At 59.4% G+C, this 24,534-nt stretch carries 26 protein-coding genes; 11 read left to right on the forward strand and 15 right to left on the reverse strand.

Features of this window, described 5'->3' with window-relative positions; genetic code table 11:
* Positions 1 to 32 precede the first annotated feature (32 nt).
* Positions 33 to 1,670, reverse strand: coding sequence for a phosphoethanolamine transferase EptA (gene eptA / locus C1Y42_RS04420; RefSeq protein WP_104092874.1), 1,638 nt, complete (start codon positions 1,668 to 1,670; stop codon positions 33 to 35).
* A gap of 220 nt (positions 1,671 to 1,890) precedes the next feature.
* Here eptA and C1Y42_RS04425 point away from each other — a divergent pair, with 220 nt between their 5' ends.
* The 4 genes from C1Y42_RS04425 (at position 1,891) to C1Y42_RS04440 (ending at position 4,288) form a co-directional block, all read left to right on the forward strand.
* Positions 1,891 to 2,130, forward strand: a complete 240-nt coding sequence (locus C1Y42_RS04425) for a DUF1289 domain-containing protein (protein ID WP_021506211.1) — start codon at positions 1,891 to 1,893, stop codon at positions 2,128 to 2,130.
* 65 nt (positions 2,131 to 2,195) lie between these two features.
* The gene (locus C1Y42_RS04430; RefSeq protein WP_104092875.1) at positions 2,196 to 3,092 is read left to right on the forward strand and encodes an aldo/keto reductase family oxidoreductase; all 897 of its coding nucleotides are present in this window, start codon (positions 2,196 to 2,198) and stop codon (positions 3,090 to 3,092) included.
* A gap of 81 nt (positions 3,093 to 3,173) precedes the next feature.
* Complete coding sequence (gene sodC / locus C1Y42_RS04435) at positions 3,174 to 3,692, forward strand: superoxide dismutase family protein (RefSeq protein WP_021506209.1); 519 nt, start codon at positions 3,174 to 3,176, stop codon at positions 3,690 to 3,692.
* A gap of 128 nt (positions 3,693 to 3,820) precedes the next feature.
* Positions 3,821 to 4,288, forward strand: a complete 468-nt coding sequence (locus C1Y42_RS04440; protein WP_104092876.1) for a hypothetical protein — start codon at positions 3,821 to 3,823, stop codon at positions 4,286 to 4,288.
* Here C1Y42_RS04440 and C1Y42_RS04445 read toward each other — a convergent pair whose 3' ends face one another.
* Genes C1Y42_RS04445 through C1Y42_RS04455 form a run of 3 tightly spaced genes read right to left on the reverse strand, consistent with a single transcriptional unit; the run spans position 4,289 to position 7,397 of the window.
* Positions 4,289 to 6,289, reverse strand: a complete 2,001-nt coding sequence (locus C1Y42_RS04445; protein ID WP_104092877.1) for an FUSC family protein — start codon at positions 6,287 to 6,289, stop codon at positions 4,289 to 4,291.
* 7 nt (positions 6,290 to 6,296) lie between these two features.
* Positions 6,297 to 7,154: an HlyD family secretion protein gene (locus tag C1Y42_RS04450; RefSeq protein ID WP_104092878.1), complete on the reverse strand. Its 858-nt coding sequence runs from the start codon at positions 7,152 to 7,154 to the stop codon at positions 6,297 to 6,299.
* Between the two features lie 6 nt (positions 7,155 to 7,160).
* Positions 7,161 to 7,397: a DUF1656 domain-containing protein gene (locus C1Y42_RS04455; RefSeq protein ID WP_021506205.1), complete on the reverse strand. Its 237-nt coding sequence runs from the start codon at positions 7,395 to 7,397 to the stop codon at positions 7,161 to 7,163.
* A gap of 150 nt (positions 7,398 to 7,547) precedes the next feature.
* On the opposite strand from C1Y42_RS04455, the gene slyA reads away from it, so the two are divergent.
* Positions 7,548 to 7,985, forward strand: a complete 438-nt coding sequence (gene slyA, locus C1Y42_RS04460; protein ID WP_010618966.1) for a transcriptional regulator SlyA — start codon at positions 7,548 to 7,550, stop codon at positions 7,983 to 7,985.
* A gap of 41 nt (positions 7,986 to 8,026) precedes the next feature.
* On the opposite strand, the gene slyB is transcribed toward slyA, so the two are convergent.
* Positions 8,027 to 8,494, reverse strand: coding sequence for an outer membrane lipoprotein SlyB (gene slyB, locus C1Y42_RS04465; RefSeq protein WP_021506204.1), 468 nt, complete (start codon positions 8,492 to 8,494; stop codon positions 8,027 to 8,029).
* A gap of 285 nt (positions 8,495 to 8,779) precedes the next feature.
* On the opposite strand from slyB, the gene anmK reads away from it, so the two are divergent.
* The 5 genes from anmK (at position 8,780) to pdxY (ending at position 13,244) form a co-directional block, all read left to right on the forward strand.
* Entirely contained in the window at positions 8,780 to 9,901 is a 1,122-nt protein-coding gene (gene anmK / locus C1Y42_RS04470) for an anhydro-N-acetylmuramic acid kinase (protein WP_104092879.1), read from the forward strand.
* 9 nt (positions 9,902 to 9,910) lie between these two features.
* The gene (locus C1Y42_RS04475) at positions 9,911 to 10,240 is read left to right on the forward strand and encodes an MliC family protein (protein ID WP_021506202.1); all 330 of its coding nucleotides are present in this window, start codon (positions 9,911 to 9,913) and stop codon (positions 10,238 to 10,240) included.
* 20 nt (positions 10,241 to 10,260) lie between these two features.
* Positions 10,261 to 10,917, forward strand: a complete 657-nt coding sequence (gene pdxH, locus C1Y42_RS04480) for a pyridoxamine 5'-phosphate oxidase (protein WP_058769709.1) — start codon at positions 10,261 to 10,263, stop codon at positions 10,915 to 10,917.
* 138 nt (positions 10,918 to 11,055) lie between these two features.
* Positions 11,056 to 12,330, forward strand: a complete 1,275-nt coding sequence (tyrS, locus tag C1Y42_RS04485) for a tyrosine--tRNA ligase (RefSeq protein WP_058769710.1) — start codon at positions 11,056 to 11,058, stop codon at positions 12,328 to 12,330.
* A 53-nt stretch (positions 12,331 to 12,383) separates the two neighbouring features.
* Entirely contained in the window at positions 12,384 to 13,244 is an 861-nt protein-coding gene (pdxY, locus tag C1Y42_RS04490) for a pyridoxal kinase PdxY (protein ID WP_058776274.1), read from the forward strand.
* Positions 13,245 to 13,287: 43 nt separating this feature from the next.
* On the opposite strand, the gene gstA is transcribed toward pdxY, so the two are convergent.
* The 3 genes from gstA to dtpA all read right to left on the reverse strand — a co-directional run bounded on the left by gstA (position 13,288) and on the right by dtpA (position 16,503).
* Positions 13,288 to 13,893: a glutathione transferase GstA gene (gene gstA / locus C1Y42_RS04495; protein WP_199188960.1), complete on the reverse strand. Its 606-nt coding sequence runs from the start codon at positions 13,891 to 13,893 to the stop codon at positions 13,288 to 13,290.
* A 73-nt stretch (positions 13,894 to 13,966) separates the two neighbouring features.
* Complete coding sequence (locus C1Y42_RS04500) at positions 13,967 to 14,875, reverse strand: LysR family transcriptional regulator (RefSeq protein ID WP_058776276.1); 909 nt, start codon at positions 14,873 to 14,875, stop codon at positions 13,967 to 13,969.
* A 122-nt stretch (positions 14,876 to 14,997) separates the two neighbouring features.
* On the reverse strand, positions 14,998 to 16,503 hold the full coding sequence (gene dtpA / locus C1Y42_RS04505) for a dipeptide/tripeptide permease DtpA (protein ID WP_058757699.1): 1,506 nt from the start codon (positions 16,501 to 16,503) through the stop codon (positions 14,998 to 15,000).
* 664 nt (positions 16,504 to 17,167) lie between these two features.
* On the opposite strand from dtpA, the gene C1Y42_RS04510 reads away from it, so the two are divergent.
* On the forward strand, positions 17,168 to 17,854 hold the full coding sequence (locus C1Y42_RS04510) for a CTP synthase (protein WP_104092881.1): 687 nt from the start codon (positions 17,168 to 17,170) through the stop codon (positions 17,852 to 17,854).
* A 52-nt stretch (positions 17,855 to 17,906) separates the two neighbouring features.
* Here C1Y42_RS04510 and nth read toward each other — a convergent pair whose 3' ends face one another.
* From nth to rsxA, 7 genes are read right to left on the reverse strand one after another with little or no spacing between them, the layout of a single operon-like run.
* On the reverse strand, positions 17,907 to 18,539 hold the full coding sequence (gene nth / locus C1Y42_RS04515) for an endonuclease III (protein ID WP_058769714.1): 633 nt from the start codon (positions 18,537 to 18,539) through the stop codon (positions 17,907 to 17,909).
* Positions 18,536 to 19,237, reverse strand: a complete 702-nt coding sequence (locus tag C1Y42_RS04520; protein ID WP_058757701.1) for an electron transport complex subunit E — start codon at positions 19,235 to 19,237, stop codon at positions 18,536 to 18,538. The genes nth and C1Y42_RS04520 overlap by 4 nt, the downstream gene beginning before the upstream one ends.
* A complete protein-coding gene (gene rsxG, locus C1Y42_RS04525) occupies positions 19,234 to 19,866 on the reverse strand; it encodes an electron transport complex subunit RsxG (RefSeq protein ID WP_031279157.1) in 633 nt (210 codons plus the stop codon). The genes C1Y42_RS04520 and rsxG overlap by 4 nt, the downstream gene beginning before the upstream one ends.
* Before the next feature lie 2 nt (positions 19,867 to 19,868).
* Positions 19,869 to 20,927 carry an electron transport complex subunit RsxD gene (rsxD, locus tag C1Y42_RS04530; protein WP_058769716.1) on the reverse strand — a complete coding sequence of 353 codons (1,059 nt, stop codon included), beginning with the start codon at positions 20,925 to 20,927 and terminating at the stop codon, positions 19,869 to 19,871.
* Entirely contained in the window at positions 20,928 to 23,342 is a 2,415-nt protein-coding gene (gene rsxC, locus C1Y42_RS04535) for an electron transport complex subunit RsxC (protein WP_104092882.1), read from the reverse strand. It abuts the gene before it with no gap.
* A complete protein-coding gene (gene rsxB / locus C1Y42_RS04540; protein ID WP_021506189.1) occupies positions 23,335 to 23,913 on the reverse strand; it encodes an electron transport complex subunit RsxB in 579 nt (192 codons plus the stop codon). The genes rsxC and rsxB overlap by 8 nt, the downstream gene beginning before the upstream one ends.
* Before the next feature lies 1 nt (position 23,914).
* Positions 23,915 to 24,496: an electron transport complex subunit RsxA gene (rsxA, locus tag C1Y42_RS04545; RefSeq protein WP_021506188.1), complete on the reverse strand. Its 582-nt coding sequence runs from the start codon at positions 24,494 to 24,496 to the stop codon at positions 23,915 to 23,917.
* Positions 24,497 to 24,534 lie beyond the last annotated feature (38 nt).

The following is a 24,534-nucleotide window of genomic DNA, read 5'->3' on the forward strand; positions in this document are numbered from 1 at the left end:
AGAGTATTAGACCAGTCGGTCTAATGCAATCCTCAGGCGCGATTCTGGCACGATTTGATCATATCCAGCTGTGGCTGATACTGCTGCGTCTGGATGTTGAACAGGCCGAGCACCGTGTGGAACAGATTATCCTGCGACACCGCTGTCTCTGTCGCCTGCTGGCGCAGACAGGCCTGATCAATGTGATACGCCGCGGCGTAGCCCGGCGACATCCACAGCAGCAGCGGGATGTGCGTCTGCTGCGACGGCGCAAACAGGTACGGCGCACCGTGCAGATACATGCCGTGTTCGCCCAGCGATTCGCCATGGTCGGACAGGTACACCAACGCCACGTTAAAGCGATCGCTCAGGCCTTTCAGCTTATCGATGGTACGACTCAGCATATCGTCGGTATACAGCAGCGAGTTATCGTAGGTGTTGACCAACGCCTGGTGATCGCAATCCTGTATCTGATTACTGTCGCAGGTGGGCGTAAAGCGCTGGAACGCGGCCGGATAGCGCTTAAAGTAAGCCGGACCGTGGCTGCCCATCTGGTGCAGTACGATGATGCCGTCATTGTGCAGGCTGTCGACATAATTATCAAAGCGATGCAGCAAGACGTCATCGAGGCAGAAGCCATCGTGGCAGTATTGTGGCAGCTGCCACTGCGTCATATCGGTATGCGGCACGCGGTCACAGGCACCCTTGCAGCCGCCGTCGTTTTCGCGCCACAGCACGCTGACTCCGGCATGGGCCAGCACATCCAGTACGCCTTCCTGATGATGGGCGAGGTTCGCGTCATAATGCTCGCGTGGCATATTCGAGAACATGCACGGCACCGAAATGGCGGTTTCCGTGCCGCAAGAGCTGGCGTTGGGATAATAAATCACCTGCTGCTTTTTCAGCTGTGGGTTGGTGTCGCGCGCATAGCCGCCGAGGGAGAAGTTCTCCGCGCGCGCAGTTTCGCCCACCACCAGCACCACCAGCGTCTTCTTCGGCCCGGCGGTGATTAGCGGTCCTTTCTTCGCATCTTCGCCAATCTTCACCAGCGCCTGGCTGCCCTGCAGATAACGCTGATCGACATAATGGCCGGTGCCACTGACAATATTGGCAGGGGTGATCATCTTCACCAGGCCTTTGTTATTGCGGATCAGCGAAGCGTAGTCTTTGTAGAACAGCACAGCCATCAGCAGAATCACCAGTACGGCACCGAGCGCACTGGCGAGGCGCTGCAGCAGGTTCCACCACCAGCGCTGGCGATTGCTGATACGGACGCTGCACACCAGCGCGACCGGAAGAATGCCCATCAGCAGCATCCAGATGACATAGTTGCGGCTCATCAGCGCGCCGGTTTCCTGCGCATTCGACTCAAACACGTTTTCGATCATGTTGGTGTCGATGACCGTACCAAAGCTGTGCATAAAGTAGTTGGCGGCGGCGCTGGCGAGAATCAGCACAATCAGCAGTGGTTTGCGTAACCACGGCCAGGCCAGTAGCGAGAAAAGCAGATAAAACGCCGCGACCAGCACCACCGGCATGCTGGCGGCGAACAGGTAATCATGCACGCGTGTGTAGGGGATAATTTCCCACGCGCGCAATAAAAACAGGGCATTGAGAACAAAGGCAAAGAACAACGCGGCCAGTAAATTAAAACTGTTGTCGTGACACTGTAACTTAGAGATCGGTTTCATGGAGACTCATCGGAATAACGGAATATGACAATCGTATGAATTGAAGATGAGGAAAACCTTAACCGCGTCTCCTTACCTGATTGATTCCCTGACTATTGCCACGGTGTCGGAAGCTGGCGTGGTTGTCGCCGTGTACAGTACCAGTAATAACGGTTTATGCCTTGCACTATGTCACTAAGCTGTTATCAATAAGAGTGGATAGGTTCATTGCGGAGGTGATGTGGCTGAGCAATTAGAGTTTTTTCCGGTTCCGAGCCCCTGTCGCGGTATCTGCCAGAGCGATGCGCGCGGCTATTGCCGTGGCTGTCTGCGCAGCCGGGAGGAGCGCTTCAACTGGATGAAATTCAGCGATGCGCAAAAACGCGAGGTGCTGCGCCTGTGTCGTCAGCGCCTGTTGCGCCTGCAGCGTCAGCAAAAAGTGGATGAAAATCCTGATCCACAGCAACCGGAGCTGTTTTAAGAAAACGCGACCTGCGCATTTGGTTATACTCGCGCTTTCGCTATTGCGCAGAAGGGAGTTTAACCATGTTACAACCGCACGCTATTGCCCCGCAGGGACCCGCTTTTTCGCCGCTGATCGCCGGTTACTGGCGGCTGATGGAGTGGGGCATGACGCCGCAGCAGCTGGTGCAGTTTATTGAGCATCATCTGGCATTGGGCATCACCACCGTTGACCACGCCGACATCTACGGCGACTATCGCTGTGAAGCCGCGTTCGGCGAAGCGCTGCGCCTGGCACCGCAGCTGCGTCAGCAACTGCAAATCGTCACCAAGTGCGGCATTGCCACCCGCGCGAAACCGGAACATAAAATCGGTCACTACATCACCGAAGCCAGCCACATCCTGCACAGTGCGGAAAATTCGCTGCGCCACTTTGCCACCGATTATCTCGATCTGCTGTTGATTCACCGTCCGGATCCGTTAATGGATGCGGATGAAATCGCTGAAGCCTTCCTGCAGCTGCATCAGAGCGGCAAGGTGCGTTATTTTGGCGTCTCCAACTTTACCGCTGCGCAGTTCACGCTGCTGCAATCCCGCCTGCCGTTTAGCCTGGTTACCAACCAGCTGGAAATCTCACCGCTGGAGCAGTCAGCGCTGCTCGACGGCACGCTCGACCAGTGCCAGCAGACGCGTATGCGCCCGATGGCGTGGTCGTGCCTCGGTGGCGGCCGCCTGTTTAACGATCCGCACTACCAGCCGCTGCGCGATGAGCTGGAACAGGTGCGTCAGGAGATCGGTGCCAGCAATATCGAGCAGGTGGTGTATGCCTGGGTAATGAAGCTGCCCAGTCGTCCGCTGCCGATTATCGGTTCCGGTAAAACCGCGCGCGTCAGCGATGCAGTGAAAGCCTGTGAACTGACGCTGGATCGCCAGCAGTGGTTCCGTATTCGCAAGGCGGCGCTCGGCTACGATGTGCCCTGAAGCGTAAATCTGCGTCAAACTACGGCAGCCTGGGCAAAAGCGGTCCAGGCTTAGAGGGAATCTGAACCGTAAGGAGACGTTATGAAAAAAACCATTATGGCCGTGCTGACGCTGGTGTGTGCTGCCGGTGCACACGCGGCGTCAGAAGACGTGACGCTGCATCAGGTGACGGCGCAGGGTATCGGTGAGTCGATCGGTAAGGTGACCATCAGCGAAACCCCGTATGGCCTGCAGTTCGCGCCGGCGCTGAGCGGGCTGAAACCCGGCATTCACGGCTTTCACGTTCACGCCAAAGGCAGCTGTGAGCCCGGCGAATCCGCCGGCAAAACCGTGGCGGCCGGCGCGGCGGGCGGTCACCTCGATCCGCACAACAGCGGCAAGCACCTCGGTCCGTACGCTGACGGTCACCTCGGCGATTTGCCCGCGCTGTATGTCACCGACGACGGCAAAGCCAGCTATCCCGTGGTGGCGCCCCGTCTGAAATCGCTGAGCGAGATCAAAGGCAAAGCGTTGATGGTGCACGTCGGCGGCGATAACCATGCTGACCATCCGCAACCGCTTGGCGGTGGCGGGGCGCGTCTGGCCTGCGGCGTGATCTGACCACCGGGCGGCGACGGGCCTGACCCGCCGCCGCCGCGCAGAAAAATTCTGACCCATTTTCCTGCTACTCAGCGGCAACATTCCATCCTATGATGTTGATTCAGGAACGGAACCGCTCAGGGGCAGGCATGAAAACGCGTGGGATTTTGCTGTTGTGTTTAGCGCTGGTGGGCTGCGATCGCCCGAATGATACCCAGCTGCGACTGGATGCCAGCCGTCAGCTGCAGCGAGATATAGATACCAATCCGCTGCGCGCCAGTTGTGAAAATATTGCCCGCGGCCGCGAATGGCTGACGCAGCATACCCTGCAGCGGCTGCAGGCCAAAGGCTGTCAGAATGTCCTGCGCAGCGCCACCGAAACCAATTTCACCCATACCGAAATCCGCCGTCACAGCATCACCGTGGTGTGCGGCGGCATTCAGGGCACCAGTTTTACCGGCAGCACGCTGGCGCGGCGCTTTATCTACTCGTCGGACGAGAAAGCGCTGGTGATAGAACCGATGTCCGAGCAGGATAAAACCCGCTTTGAAGGGCAGAAGACCCTGCAACAGCTGCACGATGACTTTGATCGGCAGTTTACCCAGTACTGTGAATGATCAATCCGGCACCGCCTGACGCAGCTGCGCCAGCGAACAGCGCAGGCGCCACAAAATACCCGCCAGGGTGTTCGCGTCGCTCTCCGGCTGCCCCTGAAGCTGATCAATGGCCTGCTGCAGCGTATCCAGCGCGGTCTGCAGCGAGTCGTGACGCACACCGCGCAAACTCATAATACGCTGCAAATCCTGCAGACTGCTGTCGCGCAGCTGCGCCAGCGCCGGTGAGCGGGGTTGCCAGGCGCGCAGCTGCCAGACAATGTGCGAACAGTTCAGCAGCACCACGCCCCAGCGCAGCAGCCACAGGCGCGCCTGCTCATCACGGCTGTGGCTCAGCTGGCTGATGTGATGATAAATCTGCGATTCAAACCGGCTTTCACTCAGACGCGGCTGGCGACGTAGCTGATCGAGAAAAGCGTGGCGCAGCGCCCGGATATGGCGCCGGCTGCGGCGCGCATCAGAACCCGGCTGTAACACCTGAAACGCCAGCCACGCCAGCAGGACGCCACACACTTTTGCCAGGTTATCGTTAAGGAAGCTCTGGAAATCCCAGTCTGGCGGATTACTTACCGCGATAAACGATCCCATAAACACGATAAACTGGCCCCACAGCGCGGCGCGTTGCTTCTGTTGCAGCTTAAACAGTTGCAGCGTCAGCAGCAGCGGGAACAGCAGCAGCAAAAACTGCCACAGCGCGCTGATTTGCACCATCAGACCAAACTGCAGCACAAAGCTGAACAGCGACAGCCACAACAGCGTTTTCAGCAGCAGCGACACGCTGCCGCCGGGCGAAGGCGATGACGAGTAGAGCACGCAGGCAATAGCGGTAAGCGTCAGCGCGGCGGCGCCAGCGTCCCACTGGGTCCCGATCCAGAACGCGCAGCCCAGCATGATCACGCTAAACGTGCGCAGCGCACTCCAGCCAGCTTCGGCACTGTCGCTGGCACGTGCCAGTGCCGGCGCGTACGGTGGCTGGAAACGGGTGTCAGCGTCGGCGCGCTCAATCAGGCGAATCCAGCGCTCCACATTCAGCCACACCCAGCAGAAGTAGCGCAGCCGCTGGACAAAAGCACGTTGGCGGAAATCACCGTGCACGTCCGTCGTGATGCTGCGCAGAATCTGCGCCAGCCGGTATTTATCACACTGCGGCTGCGCCAGTTCGTGCAGCAGCTGTTGCATTGCGCTGTACAGCACCGGCGGCGCGTCGGGCCAGTTAAGCAGCATGCGCCGCAGGCTGGAGAGCACGCTGGTCAGGCGCAACTGCTGATGCAGCACGTAATTAAGCACGTTATTTTGCCGGCGGAAGCGATAGTGGCTCCAGAAGGCCTGAATGCGCAGCAAATTCATGGTAAGGATCTGGCTGATCACCGTTTCGTGGGCGGTGCGCACATTTTCTGTGCTGCTCTGCTGCAACAGCAGCACCGCGTGGTCAAGCAGGCGGGTGTGCATCTGGCGCAGCGATAGCATCAGTGCGCTGCCGTCCGAGGTGCTGGGCAGGATCATCATCATCAGCCCGGCGCAGAGAATCCCGACGATCACTTCGCACACGCGCGCCTGGGTGATGTCCCACAGCTGGCTGACGTCGCTAACGTTAACGCTGCTGAAGGCGATAATCGCGGCGGTGTAACCGGCCAGTGAAAAGGCGTAGGCCACATTGTTCTGAAAATGGCTGGCGACCCAGGTGCAGAGCGCCAGCCAGCCGGCCATGAAAAAGGCAAACAGCCACGGTTCGTTGAGCGTATGACCGGCAATCAGCAGCGCGGCGCTGGCTCCGAGCAGGCTGCCGACGATGCGGCCCAGGCTTTTGCTGATGGCGCCGCCGACGGTGGGGAAACTCACCACCGCGGCGGACGTCATGGCCCAGTAAGGCTGATCCAGCTGCAGCGCATACGCCAGGGTGAGCGCCAGACACATCGCGATTGCATTACGTAACGCATAGCGCCACTCGCCGCCGGTTGCCTTTATCCACGGCAGATTGTGCCAGGCCAGCCACTGCAGATTCATGCCGGCCTCAGTGCGCGACAGAGATGGTGCAGGTGGTACCGGCCACCAGCGGCACATTATCCGGTACCGCGTTTAGCCGGATACGCACCGGGACGCGCTGCGCCAGCCTGACCCACGGCACGTTGGGTTTGATATCGGGCACCAGACCGCCGTCGCTGGCGATGCTTTGATCGTAAATGGCGCGCCCGATGCTCTCCACCTGGCCCTGCAGTCGTGCGCCGTTGCTATACAGCACGATTTGCGCCGCCGCGCCGGGCTGGATATGGCGCAGTTTGGTCTCTTCGAAATAGCCCATCACATAGTAAGAGTGGCTGTCGACCAGCGCGAACAGTGGCGTACCGGCGGTCGCGTAATTGCCGGCACGCAGCGTCAGGTTACTGACCCAGCCGTCAGTCGGGGCCGTTACCGTGGTTTGCTGCAGGTTCCAGCGCGCCTGATCGAGCATCGCCTGTGCGGCTTTCGCCGTGGCGGCCGCTGCATTCGCGTTGAGGCGCGCCGCGTCCATATCCTCAGCGGAGATCACGTTACGCGGCAGGCTGGCACGGCGATCCGCCTCATGCTGCGCTTTGGCGAGGTCGGCCTGCGCCTTCGCCAGCTGGGCCTGCGCATTGTCCAGCGCAATCTGCCACGGCACCGGATCCAGCGTCAGCAGCACCTCGCCTTTATGCACGAACTGATTGTCGCGCACGGCCAGCGTGCTGATGCGGCCGGAAACCTCGGGCGTCACGTCCACCAGTTCAGCGCGCACTTTGCCATCGCGCGTCCACGGGGCCTGCATGTAGTAGTTCCACATCCACCAGCCTGCGAGCAGCGCCAGGGTAAACACCACAAGGGTAGAAAAGTACTTAAAGGGGTTGAATTTCATGGTGATTTATCCGAGGCTCAGTATCCACAGTGCGCCGCTCACGCACAGAACAAACAGTGAGAGATCCATTAAGGTGGGGTGCCAGACATCGCCGGAGTAGATCCAGCCGCGCAGCAGCGGATGAATCAGCAGCCAGAAAAAGAAGCCCAGCAGCACCGCTTTGAACAGCGGCGGGAAGAACAGTGAGGCACCAAACACCAGATCGGTCAGCGGCGCCGTCGCGGTGAGCGCGAAGATTGACACGTGGCATCATCCTTTTTACCCGGGCACGGTTAAATCAAGTGTAGACAGCGGGCGTGCCGTCTGGCCCGGGATTTGTAATTTGTCCTGTAAACTCGCAGAATAGTGTAAAATCTGGCTTGATAGCTAGCAAGCTAATTATAAGGAGATGAAATGGATACGCCGCTTGGAACAGATCTGTCTCGCCTGGTGCGCATCTGGCGCGCGTTGATCGACCAGCGTCTGAAGCCGCTTGAGTTGACACAAACCCACTGGGTGACGTTGCACAATATTCATCAACTCCCGCCAGAGCAGTCGCAGATTCAGCTGGCGAAAGCCATCGGTATTGAGCAGCCGTCGCTGGTGCGTACGCTGGATCAGCTGGAAGAGAAGGGGCTCATCACCCGCGCCACCTGCGCTAACGATCGCCGCGCCAAGCGCATCAAGCTGACCCGTCAGGCTGAGCCGATCATTGAGCAGGTCGAAAACGTGATCGACGCGACGCGTGACGACATCCTCTCCGGCATCAGCCTCGAAGAGATCAATCAGATGGTGACGCTGATTGCCCGGCTGGAAAAAAACATTCTCGAGTTGCAGAACCGCGAGAAATAAAAAAACCGACGCACTGGCGTCGGTTTTTTTTATCTGTGCGCTTAGCGCGGAGAGACTGTGACCTGGCTGCCGTTGGAGGCCATCACCACGCGCTGGCCGACCGAGTAACGGCTGGCGGACTGCTTCTGCACCACCATAATGGTATTGCCGTCATCCTTACGGATCTCCAGCTCTACGCCGTCAGATTTGTTGAGCGCACCCTGCACGCCCTGACCGGCTACGCCGCCCAGTACCGCACCGCCGGCTGTTGCCAGACTGCGCCCCGCGCCGCCGCCGATGGTGTTACCGAGGAAACCACCCAGCACCGCACCGCCAATGGCACCGATCACATTACTGTCGTCGCCGCCCTGAATTTTTACCGGACGCACGGATACCAGCGTACCGTATGAGACGCTTTGAACCTGCTTGGCTTCGCTGGCGCTGTAAACATCGCCGGAAAGGGTATCGTTATTAACACAGCCAGCCAGCGTGATACCCGCCAGGGCTACGGCTACGAAACGCTTAATCATGAGAAAGCTCCTTAATGCAAAAAAACGCCATATTCTCGTCCTGTACTGCAACAGTATAAGTCAGAAAATGGCCAATTGACGCGATGTCCGAACAATATGCGGCTGGGCCGAAGCATAGACCACCGCCCATCAACAAAAATTCAATTGCCGGATGAAAATAGTTTGCTGCCGGAATGCGTGTCGCAGCGCAGTTGAAAAGCGGAAATTTATCATAGAATTAGCCCCGGTAATTTGCCAGGCTAAACACAGATGCATTGCAGGCCCGCAAACGGGTAAGGAAGCGCTATGAAATCAGGACGCTATATCGGCGTGATGTCCGGCACCAGCCTGGACGGCGTAGACGTCGTGCTGGCCGCGATCGACCAGCATATGGTGGCGCAACAGGCCAGCTACTGCCATCCCATCCCGCTGGCGCTGCGTCAGCAGGTGCTGGCGATTTGTCAGGGACAGACGCTGACGCTGTCGCAGCTCGGTCAGCTTGATACCCGGCTCGGCCAGCTGTTTGCGGAAGCCGTACTGACGCTGATGCAGCAGCAGGCGCTGGAGGCCAGCGATATCATGGCGATTGGCTGCCACGGCCAGACGGTGTGGCACGAGCCGCAGTCGGCGGCACCGAATACGCTGCAAATTGGCGACAATAACCAGATCGCTGCCGCGACCGGCGTCACGGTGGTGGGCGATTTTCGCCGCCGCGACATGGCGCTGGGCGGCCAGGGCGCGCCGCTGGTACCGGCTTTTCACCAGGCGTTGCTGATGGACAGCGTCGAACGGCGCATGGTGCTGAATATTGGCGGCATCGCCAATCTGTCGCTGCTGATCCCCGGTCAGCCGGTGCGCGGCTTTGATACCGGACCAGGTAATATGCTGATGGATGCGTGGATCTGGCGCCACAAAGGCCTGCCGTTTGATAAAGATGCCGGCTGGGCGCGCAGTGGCCAGGTCGTGCCCGCACTGCTGGAGCAGATGCTCGGCGATCCGTGGTTTGCGCTGCCGCCACCCAAAAGCACCGGTCGGGAATACTTTAACCTGGGCTGGGTGGAACAGCAGCTGCAGCGCTTCCCGGCGCTGGCCCCGCAGGATGTGCAGGCAACGCTGTGCGAGCTGACCGCGTTGACTATCGCCCATCAGGTACAGCTCAACGATGGCTGCGATCGTCTGCTGGTGTGCGGCGGCGGCAGTCGCAATCCGCTGCTGATGGCGCGGCTGGCCGCGCATCTGTCTGGCACTGAAGTGGGCACCACCGATCAGGCCGGTATCAGCGGTGATGATATGGAGGCGCTGGCCTTTGCCTGGCTGGCGTTCCGCACCCTGTCCGGGCTGCCGGGCAACCTGCCGGCGGTAACCGGCGCGCGCGAAATGAGCGTGCTGGGCGCCATCTATCCCGCCAATCCCCACGCAATACGTTAAGGAGCAAACATGAAAAAGATGATTGTGCTGGCCGGCACCCTGACCTTACTCAGCGGCTGTGGTATCTGGCATAAACCCGCACCCGCGCCAGAGACGTTACATTACCAGTGTGGCACGCTGCCGCTGACGGTCACTCTGGACAACGCGAAGCAGCAGGTAAGCTTTATTCTGGACGGCAAACCACTCACGCTGACCCAGACGGTGTCTGCCTCCGGCGCGCGTTACAGCGATGGGACCTACGTTTTCTGGTCAAAAGGCAATGGCGCCTTTGTTGAACGCAACGATAAAATCGTGATTAATGATTGTGAACTGCAGAACGCGGATGCCTCCGCACAGTAAGAGAGAACCGGGATACCAGCATGAGCGACAGTGACAGCTTGCAACAAATTGCCCACCTGCGTCGGGAGTACACGCGCGGCGGGCTGCGGCGCAAAGATTTGCCAGATACTCCTCTGGCGCTGTTTGAGCAGTGGCTGCAGCAGGCGTGCGCCGCGCAGCTACCCGATCCCACCGCCATGACGGTGGCGACGGTGGACAGCAGCGGCCAGCCCTATCAGCGCATCGTCCTGCTTAAACACTACGATGAGCAGGGCATGGTGTTTTACACCAACCTCGGCAGCCGTAAAGCGCTGCAGCTGGCGGACAATCCGCGCATTTCACTGCATTTCCCCTGGCACTTCCTTGAGCGTCAGGTGATGGTGCTGGGCGAAGTGGAAAAGCTGTCGCCGCTGGAAGTGCTGAAGTACTTCCACAGCCGTCCGCGTGACAGCCAGATTGGCGCCTGGGTATCGAAACAGTCGAGCCGGATTTCCGCGCGCGGCGTGCTCGAGGGCAAATTCCTTGAGCTGAAGCAGAAGTTTCAGCAGGGGGAAGTGCCGCTGCCGAGTTTCTGGGGCGGATTCCGCGTCAGATTCCACACCATGGAGTTTTGGCAGGGCGGCGAACATCGCCTGCATGACCGCTTCCTTTATCAGCGTGATGGCAGCGGCTGGACAATCGACCGTTTAGCACCGTAAAACTGCGTTTTATCCCCTTTCAGCGCTGGCGCACGGCTCGTCAGCGCTTTATGCTATAGCCCTCATTTTTTCGTATCCGCACGTCAGCGGACAGCTGTGTACCAGCATAGGTGCAGTCTGATCAATTTGGAGTCAGTGATGACCAGCAGTAACCTGATACAACAATTGCAAGAGAGAGGCTTAGTAGCCCAGGTAACGGACGAGGAAGCGTTAGCAGAGCGGCTGGCGCAAGGGCCAATTGCACTCTATTGCGGCTTTGATCCCACCGCTGATAGCTTGCACTTGGGCCATCTGGTGCCGCTGCTGTGCCTGAAACGTTTCCAGGATGCCGGCCACAAGCCGGTGGCCCTGGTCGGCGGTGCCACCGGCCTGATCGGCGATCCCAGCTTTAAAGCGGCCGAACGTAAACTCAATACCACGGAAACCGTCAACGAGTGGGTAGAGAAGATCCGCAAACAGGTTGCGCCTTTCCTCGATTTTGACTGCGGCGACAACAGCGCCATCGCGGCCAACAACTATGACTGGTTTGGCGGCATGAACGTGCTGACCTTCCTGCGCGATATCGGTAAGCACTTCTCGGTCAACCAGATGATCAACCGTGAAGCGGTGAAAATGCGCCTGAACCGTGAAGATCAGGGCATCTCCTACACCGAGTTTTCCTACAACCTGCTGCAGGGTTACGACTTTGCCGAACTGAACAAGCGCTACGACGTGGTGCTGCAGATTGGCGGCTCCGATCAGTGGGGTAACATCACCTCCGGCATCGATCTGACGCGTCGTCTGCATCAGCAGCAGGCGTGGGGACTGACTGTGCCGCTGATCACCAAATCGGACGGCACCAAATTTGGTAAAACCGAAGGCGGTGCGGTATGGCTGGATGCGAAGAAAACCAGTCCGTACAAGTTCTACCAGTTCTGGATTAACACCGCCGACGCGGACGTCTATCGCTTCCTGAAGTTCTTCACCTTCATGAGCATTGAGGAGATCAATGCGCTGGAAGAAGAAGACAAAACCAGTGGCAAAGCGCCTCGCGCGCAGTATGTGCTGGCAGAGCAGGTGACGCGTCTGGTGCACGGCGAAAGCGGTCTGAGCGCGGCGAAGCGCATCACCGACAGCCTGTTCTCCGGCAGCCTGAGCGACATGACCGAAGCGGACTTTGAGCAGCTGGCTCAGGATGGCATGCCGACCATTAGCCTGAATGCGGACGACGATCTGCAACAGGCGCTGGTGGCGGCGGAACTGGTGCCGTCACGCGGCCAGGCGCGCACCATGATTGGCTCCAACGCGGTATCTGTCAACGGTGAGAAACAGTCTGATGCCGAGTATCGTTTCAGCGACAGCGACAAACTGTTTGGTCGTTACACGCTGCTGCGTCGCGGCAAAAAACACTACTGCCTGATTAGCTGGCAGTAAGGTGCAAGGGCCGGTCTCCGGCCCTTTTTTATGGCAAGCAGTACAGGGCAATAATGAAAAATATCCTCGCAATCCAGTCTCACGTGGTTTATGGCCACGCCGGTAACAGCGCGGCCGAATTCCCGATGCGACGCATGGGCGCCAACGTCTGGCCGTTAAACACCGTGCAGTTTTCCAATCACACCCAGTATGGTCACTGGACCGGCACCGTGATGCCCGCCACCCATTTGACCGATATCGTCAGCGGGATCGCCGCCATCGATCGTCTGAAAACCTGCGATGCGGTGCTGAGCGGCTATCTCGGCTCGGCGGAGCAGGGCGAACAGATCCTGGAAATCGTGCGTATGGTGAAGGCGGCGAATCCTGACGCCTGGTATTTCTGTGATCCGGTGATGGGCCATCCGGAAAAAGGCTGCATCGTCGCGCCCGGCGTGGCGGAGTTTCACTGCAAGCAGGCGATGCCGGCCAGCGATCTTATCGCGCCGAACCTGCTGGAGCTGGAGATGCTCAGTGGCCAGACGGTCGCTAACGTGGAACAGGCGGTGGTTGCCGCCCGCGCATTGATTGCGCAGGGGCCGCGCGTGGTGCTGGTGAAACATCTGGCGCGCGCCGGACGCCGTAGCGATCGCTTTGAAATGCTGCTGGTCACCGCCGATCAGTGCTGGCACATCAGCCGTCCGCTGGTGGATTTTGGTGTGCGTCAGCCGGTGGGGGTTGGCGATCTGACCAGTGGCCTGTTGCTGGTTGACCTGCTGCACGGCAAATCGCTGCAGGATGCGCTGGAACATGTGACGGCGGCGGTGTATGAAGTGATGCTGAAAACCCACGAAATGGGCGAGTATGAACTGCAACTAGTGGCGGCGCAGGATGCGATTGCGCAACCCACGCAGCACTTTGCGGCAGAACAGCTGTAATCGCTGCTAATCAACAGGCCGGCCAGCACGCCGGCCTGTGGCGTCAGACCAGACCTTCAGCCTTCAGTGCGGCCTGAACCGCCGGCCGCGCGGCCACCCGCGCAAACCATGCCTCCAGCGCGCTCAAACCTTCGAGATTCAGTTTGATGGCTTTTGCCCAGCGCGTAACCACAAACAGATAGACATCGGCGACGGTAAAGCGTAACCCCATCAGCCACTGTTTATCCTGCAGCGCGTCGTTAACGCGCTGAAATTTTTGCTCCAGCTGTGCACGCACTATGGCTTTGTACTCTTCCGGCGTATCCGGACGGAACAGCGGGGAAAAGGTTTTGTGCAATTCGCTGCTGATGTAGCTCAGCCACTCCAGCGTGTGATAGCGCGTCAGGCTGCCGGTCGGTGCCAGCAGGTTGCGATCCGGCTTGAGATCCGCCAGATACTGCACAATCGCCACGCCTTCCGTCAGTATGCTGCCGTCATCAAACTGCAGCGCGGGAACCTGTCCTTTGGGGTTTATCTGCCAGTAATCTTCTCCGCGCTCGGTGATTTTCTTCTGCAGATCGACATTGACCTGCGTAAAATCCAGCCCGCATTCGCGCGCAACGATATGCGGCGAGAGCGAACAGGCACCGGGCTTACAATAGAGTTTCATCATGGCCTCTCCTGATGAGTTGTTGTGATGACAGCAGCATAAAACTGCCAGAAATTTTTACCAGTGACAGCGATCAGGAATTGCGGGCGGGCGCGGGAAATTCAGCGGCCGCCTGCAGTCGCGGCGGCAGTGCCGTGAGCGCGAAATCCCAGAAACAGCGTACCTTGGGCGCCATGTTTTTCACCCGCTGCGCCACCAGATGCACCGGCAGTGGTGCCGGCTCCCACTCGCTCAGCAGGCGGATCAGCGTGCCAGCCTGCAGTTCATCTATCACCTGATAAGACAACAGACGGCCAATGCCCTGGCCACTGCGCAATGCATCCAGCTGGCTGGCGATATCATTGACGCGCAGGCGTGGGGTGATGCGCACACGCAGGTCGTGCGCGAAGCGCCACTCACGGGTGTGGCGCACGCCTGCCACCAGCGCATGCATGCTGAGCTCAGCCGGATGGGCTGGGATTCCGGCCTGGCGAAGGTAGTCCGGGCTGGCGACCAGCATCGAGCGTACGCTGCCGACGTTGCGCGCCACCATCGACGAATCCTGCAGCTCGCCAATGCGCACCGCAATATCCAGCCCGTTTTCAATCAGGTCCTGATAGCTGTCGCTGAGAATCAGTTCGATTTGCATTTCCGGATGCTGTTGCAGAAAGGCATTGACCAGCGGCATCACGTGGCGACGGCCACACATCACCGGGGCGGTAATGCGCAGCAGGCCGTGCAGTCCGCTGTGGTGGGCGCTGTCGAGCGCGCTCTGGTAATCGTTAAGCAAGCGCTGCGCCTGCTCAAACAGCTGCCAGCCGCTCTCGGTGGGAGCCAGCTGGCGCGTGGTGCGTTCAATCAGGGTGGTGCCAAAACGTGCTTCCAGCGCATTCAGCGTGCGGGTAATGACCGGCGGCGAACGCTGCAATACGCGCGCCGCGCCAGCCAGGCTGCCCTGCTGAATCACCGCAACAAACACCTGCAGCTCGTCAAATCTGTCCATGAGCCATTCCCGATCTCAGCCGTGCAAGGCGAGCATAAAAAGCGTGTTGCTTAAACTACAGCGGAAAGCGGGGGTTGTGAAGGGGGATAAAAAAAGCCGGGCTTAGCCCGGCTCAGAAACGATTACTGGTTAGCGCTGGCGCGCTTCAGTTCTGCCTGCGCATCATCCTGCGTCATGCGGTTTAGCAGCGGGGCGGTAATCAGCATCAGCAGGGCGATTACGCCAGTGGCGATACCAATCTGCTGGAACACCTGGCTATACACGGCCAGTGAGGCGTGAGGATCGGTGACGTTTTCCGGCACCGCCATCAGGTTCGCTACCTTACCGGCAATCATCGCGGCGCCAGCGGTGGTGAGGAACCAGGAGCCCATAATGAAGCCCATCAGACGTTGCGGCACCAGCTGCGCCACCATCGCCAGGCCGAGACCGGAGATCATCAGCTCACCGATACTCTGCAGCGCATAGCTCAGAATCAGCCAGTTTACCGAAACGATACCCGCCTGGTTCGCGAATTTCGCGCCAAACGGCAGCACCAGGAACGCTGCAGAGCACAGCACCATGCCAATGGCAAACTTGTGCGGCATCGGCAATTTATCGCCAAGCTTGTTATAGACTGCCGCCAGAATCGGGCTGGCCACCATGATCCAGAACGGATTGAGCGCCTGGAACTGTTCCGGCTCAAAGGTAATACCGAGAATCGCGTGCTCGACGTTACGGATGGCGAAGAAGTTCAGCGAGGTTGGCATCTGCATGTACAGCACGAAGAACACAATAGCTTCGACCATCAGCAGGAATGCAACGATCATTTTGCGGCGTGCCGCACCGTGCAGCGCAAAGGCTTCTTTGGCAAACACCAGCACGATACCGATCGCGATCACGCCCAGCGTCATGCGGGCAATGCTCTGATGATGCAGCAGCCAGGTGGCCAGTGCGATCAGCGCAACCACGCCGACAAGGGTCATCAGCAGCTTACCGACCTGCAGCGGCGCAAAGTCTGGTTTGGAGCCGTAATTCTTCACCAGGCGCTGGCAGAACAGGAAGTTCAGCAGGGTGATCACCAGGCCCACCACCGACAGCGAAAACGCCGCGCCCCAGCCATATTTGGCCGCCAGCCACGGAGTCAGCATCATCGAGAACAGCGAACCGATGTTGATCGACATGTAGAACATGGTGAAGGCACCGTCGATGCGCGGATCGTCTTTCTCGTAGCAGGTCGACAGCAGTGAAGAAGGGTTAGCCTTAAACAGCCCGCTACCCACGGCAATGGTCGCCATGCCGACATACACCATGGTGGTGTCATGACCGGAGAAGGCAATCATCGCATAGCCCAGCGCCAGCACAATGACGCCGAGAATAATCACGCGTTTGGTGCCGAGCACTTTGTCGCCCAGCCAGCCGCCAATGGCAACCAGGCCGTAAACCAGTGCGCTGAACGAGGTGAACAGGGTGATGGAGTCCGCTTCGGACATCCCCAGCTGTTTCACCAGATAGACCGCCATGATGGCTTGCAGACCGTAGTAGCCAAAACGCTCCCACAGTTCGATGGAGAAGATCAAATAGAACGCTTTCGGCTGACGGAAGGCGTTAAGGCTTACCGCCTCATCAGTGTGTTTGTTTGCAGTTGACACGTATACCTCAGTTTATACATCGCCTGTTTTACAACAGGAATTAAGTCTGCGTCGGGCTGGGTAATCCCGCGCAACATTGTTATTAGAAAGGAAAAACGGCGCCTAATTTGGCTGAATCAGGCCAACAGGGCAAGCATTTTCTGCACGCTGAAATACTTGTTACAGGCAGGGTTATAACCAGGATAATAACTTGTAAATCAGTGTTAAATATCACTGCGTGACATTATAGCAGGATAATTGTTCTTGTTGCAGATCGGTTGATGGATTTTCCTGAGATAAACTGCTTTTCCTGCTCCGGGCAGGACATAATATTATCCAGCCCATTAAGCTGGATGAATCCCCTGATTTTTGCCGAAGAAGTAAGCGCAATTGTCTGATTGTTGAGCACAATACGCGGCTGACAGTTCGCCGCAGGCTAATTTGTTGATCCTGCGCACAAAATTATCAATTAATTAGAAATGTAAAAAAAGAAAACGATTGCTGCTCTCCCGTTTGCCGACAATTTCACCACTTAATCGCGGCTTTCATTGTATAAGCTCTGCAACGCCCCCGGCGGCAGTGACCTGTTGCGCCAGGCAGGGGAAAGATGGATAGCTGATCGCCAGCCCTTAGACAGCCTGAAGAAATTGCTGTAACCTCGTTTTTTCCCTGCAAGGAACTCATCATGAAGCAGTCCGTTCGTGTCGCTCTCGTGGGCGATTACCGTGCCAGTGCCGTCGCGCATCAGGCCATTCCTCCTGCCATTCAGCTTGCCGCCGCCACACTCTCCCTTGACGTAACCTCAGACTGGATCGCCACGCCGGAAATCGATCTGCCGCGTCTGCACGACTATGATGCCGTCTGGGTGGTGCCTGGCAGTCCCTTCCTGAATGATGCCGGCGTGTTCGACGTCATTCGCTGGGCGCGCGAAAGCGGTAAACCCTTTTTAGGCTCGTGCGCCGGCTTTCAGTATGCGGTGGTGGAGTACGCGCGCAACGTGCTGGGCTGGGAGGATGCTGGCCATGCCGAGACCGACCCTGACGCGCGCTGGGTGATTGCGCCGCTGGCCTGCTCGCTGGTGGAACAGCGCGGTGAGGTGACGTTTGAGCCGGGTTCACGTATCGCTCAGGCCTATGGCGCGCTGCAGAGTAATGAAGGCTATCACTGCAACTTTGGCGTTAATGCTGAGTTCAGCGAGGCGCTGGCCACGCGCAATCTGCGCATTACCTCATGGGATTTGCAGGGGGATGTGCGCGGGGTAGAGCTGACCGATCATCCGTTCTTTGTCGCCACGCTGTTTCAGTCAGAACGCGCTGCGCTTCAGAACCGGCTGTCGCCGTTGGTGGTGGCGTGGCTGCAGGCGGCGCGATAACGATTATTACTGAGAGTACGGCGCGCGATGTCGCGCCGTTGTTAGCCCGCAGTCAGTCGGTCTTTTCCGCAAATTCACACAAATCTTCAATCAGGCAGGAGCCGCAGCGCGGTTTACGCGCCACGCAGGTGTAGCGACCGTGCAGAATCAGCCAGTGATGGCAGTCAACCTTAAAGTCGGCCGGCACCACTTTGAGCAGCTTCTGCTCCACTTCCTCAACGTTTTTACCCGGCGCAAAGCGGGTGCGATTGCTGACGCGGAAAATGTGGGTATCCACGGCAATGGTGGGCCAGCCAAAGGCGGTATTGAGCACCACGTTGGCGGTTTTTCGCCCGACGCCGGGCAGGGCTTCCAGTGCCGCGCGGTCTTCCGGCACCACACCACCGTGCTGCTCCAGCAGAATGCGGCAGGTTTTGATGACGTTTTCCGCTTTGCTGTTAAACAGGCCAATGGTCTTGATGTACTCTTTAACGCCTTCCACGCCGAGCGCCAGCATTGCCGCTGGCGTATTGGCCACCGGATAGAGTCGGGCGGTGGCTTTATTGACGCTGACATCGGTTGCCTGTGCCGACAGCAGCACAGCGATCAGCAGCTCAAACGGTGAGCTGAAATTCAGTTCGGTGGTCGGATGGGGATTGGCGTCACGCAGTCGCGTGAGGATCTGCAGGCGTTTATCCTTATTCACACAGCCTTCCCGGTTTCGCCCTGCGGCGCGGCAGCAGCAGCGTCCAGCTGACGTGCGGCGCGCTGCTTCATTTTCTGATCGATCAGGTATTTGCCGGCCAGCAGCATACCGAGGCCGATAAACGCACCCGGCGGCAGCATCGCCAGCAGCATCGGTGAATCAAAATGCACCACTTCAATGCGCAGCGCTTTAGCCCACGGCCCCAGCAGCTGGTCAGCGCCATTGAACAGCGTGCCGTTACCAATCAGTTCACGAATCGAACCCAGCGTCACCATTGCGCAGGTAGCGCCCATACCGATGGCAAAGCCATCCAGCGCGGAGAGGGGAATACTGCTTTTCGATGCCACCGCTTCCGCGCGTCCCACCACAATGCAGTTGGTGACGATCAGCGGGATAAAGATGCCCAGCGATTGATACAGGCCATAGGCATAGGCGTTGATCAGCATCTGCACGCAGCTCACCACCGAGGCGATGATCATCACGTAGATAGGAATACGAATTTCACCCGGCACCCAGCGGCGCGAAGCGGAAATCGCACTGTTGGTGATGGTCAGTACCAGCGTGGTCGCCAGTCCAAGGCCCAGTGCGTTAGTGGCGGTTGAAGTCACCGCCAGCAGCGGACAGAGCCCCAGCAGCTGCACCAGCGCCGAGTTGTTCTTCCACAGTCCGCCAATCAGTAAATTTTTCGCTTCACTCATGGTGCATCTCCACATTCAGGCAGCGAAGCGAGCTTCGCTGGCAGCGTTTCAATCAGCAGCGCCGTGCGTTTGGTGGCGTTGACCACCGCGCGCGGCGTGATGGTGGCGCCGGTAAACTGGTCAAATTCGCCACCGTCTTTTTTCACGGCAAAGGCTTTATCGTCGGCACCGTGCACCACTTTGCCGTTAAAACTGTTGATCCAGTCGGAAATTCGCAGCTCGATTTTATCACCCAGACCCGGCGTCTCATGATGTTCAATTACGCGTACGCCCAGCACTTTGCCGTGAAAATCGGCGCCGACCAGCATCTGTATCGCGCCAGAATAGCCGTCGGGGGCAGTGGTCTCAAGTGCGGCGGCCACCGGTTGATCTCCTTTGCGCGCCACATACAGATGATGCGGTTTGTCGTTGCCGAGCGCGCGGGCATCGGTCACCAGCAGACACTCCTGCTGAATATTGTTGTCGTACAAATCGGTGGGCACCACCTGGTCGAGCAGGTTTTTCTGCTGCAGCGCGGTCTGGTGATCGACCGTCGGTTTGGTGACATAGTTGACCACCGCCGTCACGCCGGTGGTGATCACGGCAAACATGCCCAGCGTGAACGCGTTCTTACGAATGGTTTCGATCATCATCAATCCCTGCGATGTCCATACACGCGCGGCTGCGTGTAGTAGTCAATCAGCGGCACGCAGATGTTGGCGAGCAGCACCGCGAAGGCGACGCCATCCGGATAGCCACCGAAGCTGCGAATCAGCCACACCAGCAGGCCAATCAGCGCACCGTAAATCAGCCGGCCACGGTTGGTGGTGGACGCGGTGACCGGATCGGTGGCAATAAAGAACGCACCGAGCATGGTCGCCCCGGAGAACAGATGCACCAGCGGCGAGTTCAGCGACTGCGGCGCGAACAGCCAGCCGAGCGTGGCGCACAGCGCCAGCGACAGCAGGAAGCTGAACGGGATATGCCAGCGGATGGCGTTCTTCGCCAGCAGCAGCATGCCGCCGAGCAGATAGCCGAGATTGACCCACTGCCAGCCGAGGCCGGCCAGTACGCCGCCGTAAATCGGCTGGGCCAGCAGCTGTTCGGCGCTGTGCCCGGCGCGCAGGCCGGTTTTAAAGGTATCCAGCGGCGTGGCCTGGCTCACGCCATCCACACCCAACTGCAACTGCTGCATGGTGTCACCGGCCAGCGTGTGGCCGGTAAAAATCATACTGAGTGAGTCCATCAGGCCAGGTTTAATGGCCTGCAGGACATCCGGCGGCAGCCAGCTGGTCATCTGCACCGGGAAGGAGATCAGCAGTACCACATAACCGACCATGGCCGGATTGAACGGATTCTGGCCGAGGCCGCCGTACAGTTGCTTGGCGATAACCACGGCAAATACGGTACCGAGCACTACCAGCCACCACGGCGCCAGCGGCGGCAGGCTGATGCCCAGCAGCAGCGCCGTCAGCAGGGCAGAGTTATCCGCCAGCGTCGGCACTACCGGCGCGTGACGCAGGCGCAGAATCGCGCCTTCGGTGATCCATGCGGTAGCGACCGCCAGCAGCACCTGAATCAGGAAGCCGATGCCGAAGAAATACCACTGTGCCGCCATGCCGGGCAGCGCGGCCAGCACCACCAGCAGCATGATGTTGCCGGTGCTGCGGCGGTTATGGGTATAAGGCGAACTTGCAATACGAAAAGCCATTTAGTCCTCAGTCGTCGAAGGCTGCTGCTGCGCTTTACGCGCTTTGGCACGGGCGACCGCTGCGGCAATCGCCGCTTTGCGTGGGTCGGCGGAGTCAGGAGAGGCAGCAGCCTCCACTTCAGGGGATGCGGCGGGCGCGTCGGCTGTCTGCTGCGCTGCGGCCGCGGCTTTCTTCGCTTTGGCACGGGCGATAGCGGCTTCGACTGCGGCTTTGCGCGGATCGACCTCAGCTGCGGGTGTTTCCGCTGCTGGCTCAGCGTCGGCCGACGTCTGCGCGGCCGCGGCTTTCTTCGCTTTGGCACGGGCGATAGCAGCTTCGACTGCGGCTTTGCGCGGATCGACCTCAGCTGCGGGCGTTTCCGCTGCCGGCTCAGCGTCGGCCGGCGTCTGCGCGGCCGCAGCTTTCTTCGCTTTGGCACGCGCAATAGCCGCTTCGACTGCGGCTTTGCGCGGATCGACCTCAGCCGCTGGCGTTTCCGCTGCCGGCTCAGCGTCGGCCGGCGTCTGCGCCGCCGCCGCTTTCTTCGCTTTGGCGCGCGCAATAGCGGCTTCGACTGCGGCTTTGCGCGGATCGACTTCAGCTGCTGGCGCTTCGGCTGCCGGCTCAGCATCGGCCGGCGTCTGCGCTGCGGCAGCTTTCTTCGCTTTGGCGCGCGCAATAGCGGCTTCAACCGCCGCTTTGCGCGGATCGCTTTCTGCGGTCGTGGTGTCAGCGGCTGGCTGTGCCGGCGCGGCTACTTTTTTCGCTTTGGCACGCGCAATGGCGGCTTCCACGGCGGCCTTGCGCGGGTCAATGGCCTGGCGGCTTAGCGGTTCGGTTTCAGCCTGCTTCTCAGCCTGCTGCGCCAGCGCCCGGGCATGGCGCGCTTCGCGTTCTGCCGCTTCCTGCTCCGGCGTCTTCGCCGGACGCGCTTTCACGCGCCCGGTTGCTGCTTCGAGCTCTGCTTTGTCGCTGCGCGCAACTCGCTGTTTGGCCTGCTCGTGGCGCGCCTCCCGCGCCAGTTTTTCCCGCTCAAGGCGTGCCTGACGCGCTTCAAAGCGTGCTTTGGCTTCGGCGGTGCGTTTGGCCTCCAGATCGATGGCGCGCAGTTCGGCTTTTTCCTGGCGGTAATACTGCACCAGCGGAATATTGCTGGGACAGACATACGCACAGGCACCGCACTCAATGCAGTCATCAATGTGATGGGCGCGCGCTTTATCATGATCGCCACCCTGGCTGTACCAGTACAGCTGCTGCGGCAGCAGTTTTGCCGGGCAGGCGTCAGCGCAGGCGCTGCAGCGGATGCAGGACTGTTCTTCCTGCGGTTGCCCCATCTCGCTGGCCGACGGTGCCAGAATACAGTTGGTGATCTTCACCACCGGCACGTTGAGGGACGGCAGGGTAAAGCCCATCAGCGGCCCGCCCATGATCACCATCTGGCGTGCGCCTGGCGTGAAACCGACCTGTTGCAGCAGATGGCTTACCGGGGTACCGAGACGGCCCCAGACGTTACGCGGCCGGGCAATGGCCTCGCCAGTCAGCGTCACCACGCGTTCCGTAATCGGTTCGCCATCGACAATGGCGCGCTTCACCGCCCAGGCGGTGCCGACGTTCTGCATCAGCACGCCAATGTCGGTGGAGCGTCCGCCGTGCGGCACTTCCCGCCCGGTGAGAATTTTGGTCAGCTGTTTGGCACCGCCGGAAGGGTACTTGGTTGGGATCACCAGCAGCTGCAGCTCACGGTCACCGGCCAGCGCCTGTTTCAGCGCGGCAATTGCCTCCGGCTTATTGTCTTCAATGCCAATCAGCACGCGCTCCGCCTGCAGCACCCAGGCGAGGATGCGGCAGCCTTCCAGCACTTCCGCCGCACAATCCTGCATCAGGCGGTCGTCCGCCGTGATGTAAGGTTCGCACTCGGCGGCGTTGATGATCAGCGTGTTGACGCCGCGCAGTCCGCCGCGCAGTTTGGTGGCGGTCGGGAAGCCTGCGCCGCCGAGGCCCGCAATACCGGCATCGTGGATGCGTTTCACTACCGCGTCCCGACCCAGCGCGCGATAGTCCGGCTGCGGATCAAGCGGCATCCAGCGGTCTTCGCCATCGGCGCGCAGGAAAACGCATAGCTCGGACAGGCCGGAAGGGTGCGCGGTCATGTGTGGCGCGATGGCTTCAATGGTGCCGGAAGTGGGCGCGTGCACCGGTAGCATCCGGCCGCTGCCAAAGGTCAGCGGCTGGCCGCGCAGCACCTTATCGCCCGGCGCGACACAGATTTCGCCTTCGTGGCCAATATGCTGTTTTAACGGAATGATGAACTGCTCAGGCAGCGGGAGCTGGCTGAGCGGCGTGCCGCTGGACTGAGTTTTCATTTCCGGCGGGTGAATGCCGCCTGCGAAATCCCACAGCTTGTCTTTGCGCAGCAGTGATAACAGATTAAGCATGATGTTCTACCGGGATCACCCGTACAGGTATGGTGTCAAGATCCCACTTCCAGTTGGCCGTGGTGGTGGCAACCGGACGCATCTCAATGCAGTCGGTCGGGCAGGGCGCGACGCACAGGTCGCAGCCGGTGCAGACATCGCTCAGCACGGTGTGCATGGCGCGCGTGGCACCGACGATGGCGTCAACCGGGCAGGCCTGAATACATTTGGTGCAGCCAATGCAGTTGGCTTCGTCAATCCACGCCACGGTGCGCACCGGCGTCAGCACTTCCGCGCCGCCATCCAGCGGCTGCGGTTCAACGTTAAGCAGCTCGGCCAGCTTAAGCATGGTCTGTTCGCCGCCCGGCGCACATTTGTTAATGGCCTCACCGTTATTGCCCACCGCATCGGCGTACGGACGGCAGCCGGGATAGCCACACTGGCCGCACTGGCTCTGCGGCAGAATCGCATCGATCTGCTCGACAATCGGGTCTTCTTCTACTTCAAAACGGCGCGAGGCGTAGCCCAGCAGGGCACCAAACACCAGCGCCAGCGCCGCCAGTACAGCTATAGCAATCCAAATCGCGGTCATATCAGAATTTCACCAGACCGGTAAAGCCCATGAACGCCAGTGCCATCAGGCCAGCGGTGATCAGGGCAATGGAACTTCCTTTGAACGGAGCCGGCACGTTGGCCAGCACCAGACGTTCGCGCATGCCGGCGAACAGCACCATCACCAGCGAAAAGCCGAGTGATGCACTGAAACCGTACAGCGCCGCCTGCAGGAAGGTGTGGTTGAGGTTGACGCTCAGCAGCGGCACGCCCAGCACCGCACAGTTGGTGGTGATCAGCGGCAAAAAGATGCCGAGCAGGCGATACAGCGACGGGCTGGTTTTACGCACCACCATTTCGGTGAACTGCACCACTACCGCAATCACCAGGATATAGGCCATGGTACGCAGGTACACCAGATCGAGCGGCAGCAGAATCAGGTGATTCACCAGCCAGGCGCAAATCGACGCCAGCGTAATGACGAACGTGGTGGCAAGTCCCATGCCAATGGCCGTTTCCAGTTTTTTTGACACGCCCATAAAAGGGCAAAGGCCGAGGAATTTGACCAACACGAAGTTGTTCACCAGCACGGTGCCAATAAAGAGCAGTAAGTAATCGGTCATTTTTTAACCTGGAAGCCGAAAGGCGTTTATTATCCGGA

Origin of the sequence: Pantoea sp. ICBG 985, assembly GCF_002928365.1 — a bacterium.
Lineage (GTDB): Bacteria > Pseudomonadota > Gammaproteobacteria > Enterobacterales > Enterobacteriaceae > Pantoea > Pantoea dispersa.

Excerpts from the sequence above, each read along its gene's own strand:
- eptA (WP_104092874.1), bottom strand. The coding sequence starts at position 1,670 with ATGAAACCGATCTCTAAGTTACAGTGTCACGACAACAGTTTTAATTTA.
- C1Y42_RS04430 (WP_104092875.1), top strand. The coding sequence starts at position 2,196 with ATGTTACAACCGCACGCTATTGCCCCGCAGGGACCCGCTTTTTCGCCG.
- sodC (WP_021506209.1), top strand. The coding sequence starts at position 3,174 with ATGAAAAAAACCATTATGGCCGTGCTGACGCTGGTGTGTGCTGCCGGT.
- C1Y42_RS04440 (WP_104092876.1), top strand. The coding sequence starts at position 3,821 with ATGAAAACGCGTGGGATTTTGCTGTTGTGTTTAGCGCTGGTGGGCTGC.
- C1Y42_RS04445 (WP_104092877.1), bottom strand. The coding sequence starts at position 6,289 with ATGAATCTGCAGTGGCTGGCCTGGCACAATCTGCCGTGGATAAAGGCA.
- C1Y42_RS04450 (WP_104092878.1), bottom strand. The coding sequence starts at position 7,154 with ATGAAATTCAACCCCTTTAAGTACTTTTCTACCCTTGTGGTGTTTACC.
- slyA (WP_010618966.1), top strand. The coding sequence starts at position 7,548 with ATGGATACGCCGCTTGGAACAGATCTGTCTCGCCTGGTGCGCATCTGG.
- slyB (WP_021506204.1), bottom strand. The coding sequence starts at position 8,494 with ATGATTAAGCGTTTCGTAGCCGTAGCCCTGGCGGGTATCACGCTGGCT.
- anmK (WP_104092879.1), top strand. The coding sequence starts at position 8,780 with ATGAAATCAGGACGCTATATCGGCGTGATGTCCGGCACCAGCCTGGAC.
- C1Y42_RS04475 (WP_021506202.1), top strand. The coding sequence starts at position 9,911 with ATGAAAAAGATGATTGTGCTGGCCGGCACCCTGACCTTACTCAGCGGC.
- pdxH (WP_058769709.1), top strand. The coding sequence starts at position 10,261 with ATGAGCGACAGTGACAGCTTGCAACAAATTGCCCACCTGCGTCGGGAG.
- tyrS (WP_058769710.1), top strand. The coding sequence starts at position 11,056 with ATGACCAGCAGTAACCTGATACAACAATTGCAAGAGAGAGGCTTAGTA.
- pdxY (WP_058776274.1), top strand. The coding sequence starts at position 12,384 with ATGAAAAATATCCTCGCAATCCAGTCTCACGTGGTTTATGGCCACGCC.
- gstA (WP_199188960.1), bottom strand. The coding sequence starts at position 13,893 with ATGAAACTCTATTGTAAGCCCGGTGCCTGTTCGCTCTCGCCGCATATC.
- C1Y42_RS04500 (WP_058776276.1), bottom strand. The coding sequence starts at position 14,875 with ATGGACAGATTTGACGAGCTGCAGGTGTTTGTTGCGGTGATTCAGCAG.
- C1Y42_RS04510 (WP_104092881.1), top strand. The coding sequence starts at position 17,168 with ATGAAGCAGTCCGTTCGTGTCGCTCTCGTGGGCGATTACCGTGCCAGT.
- C1Y42_RS04520 (WP_058757701.1), bottom strand. The coding sequence starts at position 19,237 with ATGAGTGAAGCGAAAAATTTACTGATTGGCGGACTGTGGAAGAACAAC.
- rsxG (WP_031279157.1), bottom strand. The coding sequence starts at position 19,866 with ATGATCGAAACCATTCGTAAGAACGCGTTCACGCTGGGCATGTTTGCC.
- rsxD (WP_058769716.1), bottom strand. The coding sequence starts at position 20,927 with ATGGCTTTTCGTATTGCAAGTTCGCCTTATACCCATAACCGCCGCAGC.
- rsxC (WP_104092882.1), bottom strand. The coding sequence starts at position 23,342 with ATGCTTAATCTGTTATCACTGCTGCGCAAAGACAAGCTGTGGGATTTC.
- rsxB (WP_021506189.1), bottom strand. The coding sequence starts at position 23,913 with ATGACCGCGATTTGGATTGCTATAGCTGTACTGGCGGCGCTGGCGCTG.
- rsxA (WP_021506188.1), bottom strand. The coding sequence starts at position 24,496 with ATGACCGATTACTTACTGCTCTTTATTGGCACCGTGCTGGTGAACAAC.